We start from the raw sequence: 5,130 nt of genomic DNA, 5'->3' as shown, positions 1-5,130 counted from the left end.
TCGTCGCGCAGCCGTTCGATCTCGTCGGCGACGACGATGCCTTTGTCGGTCACGATCCGCTCCAGCACCCGGACGCGCTGCTCCAGCCGTTCGGTATGGGCGGCATATTGCGCCGCCTTCTCGGCCGTCTGGTTGCCGAGCAGCTCGAGCTCGCGCTCCTTCAGCTTGGCATTGCGACGGTGGATTCGGTTGAGCGTGCCGGCGATCACCGGAATGCCGACCACGATCATGAAAAAGGCGATGACGAACAGGTAGCGCAATTCTTCCTCCCTAGTTCTTCGAAGCGCGCAAGCTCTCGATCTCATGGGTCAGCCGGTGGCTGTCGTCGGTGACGATCCGCTCGACATTGGCGAGCCGGTCCTTGACCGCGCCAAGCTCGGCGCGCAGCTGCGCATTCTCGCCGGAAAGCAGCTTCATCCGCTCCGCCGTCTCGGTGGTCATCCTCGGCTCGATCGCCTTGCCCCAGGAGGTTTCGAGCGGATAGCCGTGCTTGATCCTGAGCCAGGTCAGGAACACCCAGGCCATGATCGCGATCAGGCCGAGCAGCATGCCGCCGCCGATGATCCAGGGCAGGTTGGGGACGATGACCTGTTCGGCGAGGCTTGGCGTCTGATTCATAGGTGGCTTTCTTTAGGCTAATTGGCGGGCCCGCGCAGGGCCTCGATCTCGGCGGTCAGCCGGTGCGTGTCGTCGGTGACGATCCGCTCGACATTGGCCATCCGGTCCTTGAGCGCGCCCAGCTCGGCGCGCAGCTGGGCGTTCTCCTGGCTGAGCAGCTTCACCCGCTCGACCGTCTCCTCGTTCTTTTGCGGATAGACCGCCTGGCCCCAGGCGCCGTCGAGCGGGTAGCCGTGGCGAACGCGCAGCCAGGTGGTGAACACCCAGCCCGCGACGCCCGCGACACCGACCAGCCCGATGACGGGCACGAACGCTTCGAACGGAAACATGCTGTCGATTCTCCTCAGGACTTGCGCAGCGAGTCGATTTCGCGCGCGGTGCGCTCGGCCGGATCGGTGGCGATCCGTTCCAGCACCGCGATGCGATCCTCCAGCCGTTCGACCTGATTCCTGAGGCCGGCATTCTCACTGGTCAGCTGCTCGACCTGGCGCGTCGCGACCGGATCGCTCTTGCTGGTCATGCCCGACCACTCATTCTCGACCGGATAGCCGTGCCTGGCCCGGATCCAGCTGCTGATCAGCCAGCCGGCCGTGCTGACGACGACGATGCCAAAGGCAAATTCCATTCCACTCACAGTCCCGCTCCCTCAGCGAAGGTTCTCAATCTCGCGCGCGGTGCGCTCGGCCGGATCGGTGGCGATCCGTTCCAGCACCGCCATCCGGTTCTCCAGCCGCTCGATCGTCGCGCGCAGCCGCTCATTCTCCGCTTCCAGCCCGCCTTGGTCGCGGTCCTTGCCGAGCAGCTCCCATTTGGCGCGCTCGTGGCGGTTGCTCATCCAGGCGAGGATGATCGCCGCGGTGCAGCAGATCGCGATGATCGGAATGAAGATAGCGAAGTTCATGTACTTACCCCCTGGCCGGACCGCGGCTAGCGAAGCTCCTCAATCTCCCGGGCGAGCCGGTGGTTCGAGCTGGTGACATAGGCCTCGACATCGGCGAGGCGGCGGTCGAGCTCGCGGAAGCGGCTACGGACGTCGCGCGCGGTGCGCGTCGGGTTGGCGCGCACGCCCTGCCAGAAGCGCTGGTCGACCGGGTTGTGCTCGTAGAGCCCGGCTGGCTTCGTCGGCGCCATCCAGGCGGCGATGAAATAGACCGCGAACGCCATCGGGCCGATGACGAACAGCGAGGCGACGAAGCCCAGGCGGACGAGCGTCGTGTCGATGCCCGTATAGTCGGCGATGCCCGCGCAGACGCCGGCCCACTTCTTGTTCTGCTTGTCGAGATAGAAACGGGTGCGGGGAGAGGTCATACGTTCCTCCGGATGGAGCGCTCCGTGCGCTCGATGCGGTCGTTGCGGTCGGCGAGCAGGCGCTCGCCACGGTCTTCGAGCATCGTCTCGACCGGATCGCCGCCGAGCTGGCGCCAGTTCGGATTGTCGGCCTGCACGATGCGCTCGACCGTCAGCATGCGGTCGTCCAGCCGCCGGGCCAGCTCGTGCAGATCCTCGAGCAGCCGTTCGTCTTCCGTGGTCAAAGTCGCCGCTGTCTTCCACTTGCTGACATAATGCAGGATGATCCACAGCAGGCCGATGAACAGCATGCCGACGACAAGGATCGGGATCAGGATTTCGGGTCCCTCCACGGCTCAGCCCTCCTTTTTCTCGGCTTCGCCGCCGTTGGTGCGGCGGGCGATATTGGCCTTGAGCGCATCAAGCTCGGCGTCGACCTTGTCGCTGGCGCGAAGCTCGGCGATCTCGTCATCGAGGGTGCGCGGCGGGCCGGCAAGGTTGAGCGCGTCGGCATGGCCTTCCGCGAGGTCGGCCTGCCGCTCCAGCATGTCGAAGCGCGAGAAGGCGTCGTCGGTCTTGGGCCCCGAATAGAGTTCGCGCAGCCGAGAGCGGTTCTGGGCGCTTTCCAGCCGGGTCATGATCGCGTTCTGGCGGGCGCGCGCCTCGCGCAGCTTGGTCTGGAGCTTGGCGATGTCCGCCTCGTTGGCGCGCAGCGCGTCGTCGAGCACCTCGATCTCCGCGTTGAGCTGGTCGGTCATGTCGGCCGCCTTCTGCTTTTCGTACAAAGCGGCCTTGGCGAGATCCTCGCGGCCCTTGGAAAGCGCCAGCTCGGCCTTCTCGACCCAGCCGTCCTGCAGCCGCTCGAGCTTGCCGATCTGGCGGCGCATCTCCTTCTGGTCGGCGATCGTGCGCGCCGCGGAAGAGCGCACCTCGACCAACGTCTCCTCCATTTCGAGGATGATCATCCGAATGAGCTTGGCCGGGTCTTCCGCCTTGTCGAGAAGGTCGGTGACGTTGGCCGCGATGATGTCGCGCGTCCGCGAAAAGATCCCCATGGGAAACAACTCCTTGGCTTTGGCATACGGCCGGGCCGGACGCCGCGGGCTCATCCGGATGAGCTGCGCGGCCTCCACCTTGACCCGAACCGGACTGGCGTCAACCATGCAGGGTGGCGCTCTGGCTGACCGCCGCAACGGCGATCGGCGCGGTCTCGGCCGAACGGGCCGGACCCACCGCCGCCGCGATCGAAAGAGTCGACAGGATGAGCGCCGCAGCCGCGGAGGCGGCGACCCGGGTGATACGATCGTAATCGAACATTTTCGGTCTCCTTTTTCCTAGGCGTTCTCGCCACCCCGCCGACCATCCGGCGTGGACAGATTTTGTTAAGCAGACCCCGTGCCAGCCGCGAAAAGCAGCAGAAAACCGCGAAAAATCGCACTTTTAAGATGTGCTGATGCGCTTTCTCTCTTGCCAAGAGGTGGCGCTATCCGCCAATTGTTCGCATGGAGCGCAACACCCAGCTCGTCGGCCAATCGACCTCGTTCCTCGATGCGGTCGAGCGGGCGAGCCGCGCCGCGCCGCTCGACCGCCCGGTGCTGGTGATCGGCGAGCGCGGCACCGGCAAGGAGCTGATCGCCGAGCGCCTGCATCACCTGTCCTCGCGCTGGGACGGGCCGCTGGTGGTGATGAACTGCGCCGCGCTTCCCGAGACGTTGATCGAGGCCGAGCTGTTCGGCCACGAGGCCGGCGCCTTCACCGGCGCGACCAAGACGCGCCAGGGCCGGTTCGAGGAGGCGAACAATGGCACGCTTTTCCTCGACGAGCTGGCGACGCTGTCGAGCCCCGCCCAGGATCGGCTGCTGCGCGCGATCGAATATGGCGAGGTGACGCGGATCGGTGCCTCGAAGCCGGTCCTTGTCGATGTCAGGATCGTCGCCGCGACCAACGAGCATCTGCCGCGACTCGTCGAGGAGGGCCGCTTCCGCGCCGACCTGCTCGACCGGCTGAGCTTCGAGGTCGTCACTTTGCCGCCGCTCCGGCACCGGCTGAGCGACATCCCGGTGCTCGCCGATTTCTTCGGCCGCCGCATGGCGCTCGAGCTGGAATGGGCCGGCTGGCCCGGCTTCAGCGAGAGCGGAGCCGCGCGGCTGCTCGACCATAGCTGGCCGGGCAATGTCCGCGAGCTCAGGAACGTGATCGAGCGCGCGGTCTATCGCTGGCACGACGAGACCCAGCCGATCGACGACATCCAGTTCGACCCGTTCGAATCGCCCTGGGCGCTGGTCGCGCTTCAGCCGCCAGCGGAACAGGCGGCGAGCGACGCGCCAAGCCGGGCCGAGACGCCGGCCGAGGCTGCCCCCGCGCTTGCGGTGCAGGCGGGCCATGACCCGGCGTCCGCCGCCGATTTCCGCCTCGCCGTGGCTGACTATGAGAAAGCGATCCTGACCGCCGCGCTGGAGCGCTGCCGCTGGAACCAGCGCGCCGCCGCCACGGCGCTCAGCTTGACCTACGACCAGCTCCGCCACGCCATGCGCCGCCACGAATTGCAGGGCTGAGGCCGGCATTTTCACGATGCCCTTCCACGCGCGCGACTGATATGGTCGCGCCAGCAAGCAGGGGGTGCGCAATGGCGATCCTTTCGCGGTGGACTGCTCTCCCGGCGCTCATGGCGCTGGCCGGCTGCGGCATCGTCGGGCCGATCTACGATCCGGGCTTGCGGGGCGCGCCGCGGATGGCTTGCGCCGAGGTCGCGCCTGTGGCGGACGCGGCGCAATGCTTCCGCTTCGAGCGGCGACGGATTGGCGGCGAGCGGCTTGAGATGAACGATGGCGGACTCGACGGCGAGACAGAATTGCTCGCGTTTCTGACGGGCGGGCCAGGCTGTGCCGGCGGCGACCTTCACTACGCGACCGTTACAGGAGAGGCGAGCGAGCCGGGCCGGCTGTCGGTGCTCGCCTTCACCGGCACCGGCGCCCTGAATGGTCGGGACTATGAGTGGCGCGAGCCGTTCGCGGTGCGTACCTTCCGCCTGAGTGGAGCGGGCGGGCCGTTCGTCAACGCCACGGGCATACGCGTTCGCGCGCCGGCCGGCGGCTTCCGCGTCGCGCGCGTCTGCCTTGCCGACTACTGGCGGGAGGACATTTTGCCGCTGCGCGCGTCGAGGCGGCAACCTTAAGCTATTTTGGCCTAGCCCCGATCGAACTTGTTCTCGCGCCTTTTGCCGAA

The 5,130-nt window shown here is 66.8% G+C and carries 11 protein-coding genes; 2 read left to right on the top strand and 9 right to left on the bottom strand.

Annotated elements, in window-relative coordinates:
• From ACT4N3_RS05855 to ACT4N3_RS05815, 9 genes are all read right to left on the bottom strand, one after another.
• Window positions 1–251, bottom strand: a 251-nt coding sequence (locus ACT4N3_RS05855) for a hypothetical protein (protein WP_444854273.1), incomplete at its 3' end; no start/stop codon positions are given.
• Between the two features lie 19 nt (window positions 252–270).
• Window positions 271–618, bottom strand: a complete 348-nt coding sequence (locus ACT4N3_RS05850) for a hypothetical protein (protein ID WP_444854272.1) — start codon at window positions 616–618, stop codon at window positions 271–273.
• Window positions 619–635: 17 nt separating this feature from the next.
• Entirely contained in the window at window positions 636–947 is a 312-nt protein-coding gene (locus ACT4N3_RS05845; protein ID WP_444854271.1) for a hypothetical protein, read from the bottom strand.
• A 14-nt stretch (window positions 948–961) separates the two neighbouring features.
• Window positions 962–1,243 (bottom strand): hypothetical protein, encoded by a 282-nt coding sequence (locus ACT4N3_RS05840; RefSeq protein ID WP_444854270.1) that lies wholly within the window; start codon window positions 1,241–1,243, stop codon window positions 962–964.
• 21 nt (window positions 1,244–1,264) lie between these two features.
• Window positions 1,265–1,519 (bottom strand): hypothetical protein, encoded by a 255-nt coding sequence (locus ACT4N3_RS05835; protein ID WP_444854269.1) that lies wholly within the window; start codon window positions 1,517–1,519, stop codon window positions 1,265–1,267.
• A 26-nt stretch (window positions 1,520–1,545) separates the two neighbouring features.
• Window positions 1,546–1,926, bottom strand: a complete 381-nt coding sequence (gene pspC, locus ACT4N3_RS05830; protein ID WP_444854268.1) for an envelope stress response membrane protein PspC — start codon at window positions 1,924–1,926, stop codon at window positions 1,546–1,548.
• Complete coding sequence (gene pspB, locus ACT4N3_RS05825) at window positions 1,923–2,258, bottom strand: envelope stress response membrane protein PspB (RefSeq protein WP_444854267.1); 336 nt, start codon at window positions 2,256–2,258, stop codon at window positions 1,923–1,925. Before pspB ends, pspC begins: the two co-directional genes overlap by 4 nt.
• A 3-nt stretch (window positions 2,259–2,261) precedes the next feature.
• Window positions 2,262–2,960 (bottom strand): phage shock protein PspA, encoded by a 699-nt coding sequence (pspA, locus tag ACT4N3_RS05820; RefSeq protein WP_444854266.1) that lies wholly within the window; start codon window positions 2,958–2,960, stop codon window positions 2,262–2,264.
• 100 nt (window positions 2,961–3,060) lie between these two features.
• Window positions 3,061–3,222 (bottom strand): hypothetical protein, encoded by a 162-nt coding sequence (locus ACT4N3_RS05815; protein WP_444854265.1) that lies wholly within the window; start codon window positions 3,220–3,222, stop codon window positions 3,061–3,063.
• Between the two features lie 185 nt (window positions 3,223–3,407).
• Between ACT4N3_RS05815 and pspF the strand changes: the two genes are divergently transcribed.
• Together pspF and ACT4N3_RS05805 are read left to right on the top strand one after the other, a co-directional pair.
• A complete protein-coding gene (pspF, locus tag ACT4N3_RS05810; RefSeq protein ID WP_444854264.1) occupies window positions 3,408–4,460 on the top strand; it encodes a phage shock protein operon transcriptional activator in 1,053 nt (350 codons plus the stop codon).
• Between the two features lie 71 nt (window positions 4,461–4,531).
• Window positions 4,532–5,080 carry a hypothetical protein gene (locus ACT4N3_RS05805; RefSeq protein WP_444854263.1) on the top strand — a complete coding sequence of 183 codons (549 nt, stop codon included), beginning with the start codon at window positions 4,532–4,534 and terminating at the stop codon, window positions 5,078–5,080.
• The last annotated feature ends 50 nt before the right edge of the window (window positions 5,081–5,130 follow it).

Origin of the sequence: Sphingosinicella sp., assembly GCF_052388015.1 — a bacterium.
GTDB lineage: Bacteria > Pseudomonadota > Alphaproteobacteria > Sphingomonadales > Sphingomonadaceae > Allosphingosinicella.
This window is presented reverse-complemented; position numbering and strand designations above follow the sequence as displayed.

What these genes read in the sequence shown, in the direction of transcription:
- ACT4N3_RS05845 (WP_444854271.1), bottom strand. Translation starts at nt 947, where the DNA reads ATGTTTCCGTTCGAAGCGTTCGTGCCCGTCATCGGGCTGGTCGGTGTC.
- ACT4N3_RS05815 (WP_444854265.1), bottom strand. Translation starts at nt 3,222, where the DNA reads ATGTTCGATTACGATCGTATCACCCGGGTCGCCGCCTCCGCGGCTGCG.
- ACT4N3_RS05805 (WP_444854263.1), top strand. Translation starts at nt 4,532, where the DNA reads ATGGCGATCCTTTCGCGGTGGACTGCTCTCCCGGCGCTCATGGCGCTG.
- pspF (WP_444854264.1), top strand. Translation starts at nt 3,408, where the DNA reads ATGGAGCGCAACACCCAGCTCGTCGGCCAATCGACCTCGTTCCTCGAT.
- ACT4N3_RS05840 (WP_444854270.1), bottom strand. Translation starts at nt 1,243, where the DNA reads ATGGAATTTGCCTTTGGCATCGTCGTCGTCAGCACGGCCGGCTGGCTG.
- ACT4N3_RS05835 (WP_444854269.1), bottom strand. Translation starts at nt 1,519, where the DNA reads ATGAACTTCGCTATCTTCATTCCGATCATCGCGATCTGCTGCACCGCG.
- pspC (WP_444854268.1), bottom strand. Translation starts at nt 1,926, where the DNA reads ATGACCTCTCCCCGCACCCGTTTCTATCTCGACAAGCAGAACAAGAAG.
- ACT4N3_RS05850 (WP_444854272.1), bottom strand. Translation starts at nt 618, where the DNA reads ATGAATCAGACGCCAAGCCTCGCCGAACAGGTCATCGTCCCCAACCTG.
- pspA (WP_444854266.1), bottom strand. Translation starts at nt 2,960, where the DNA reads ATGGGGATCTTTTCGCGGACGCGCGACATCATCGCGGCCAACGTCACC.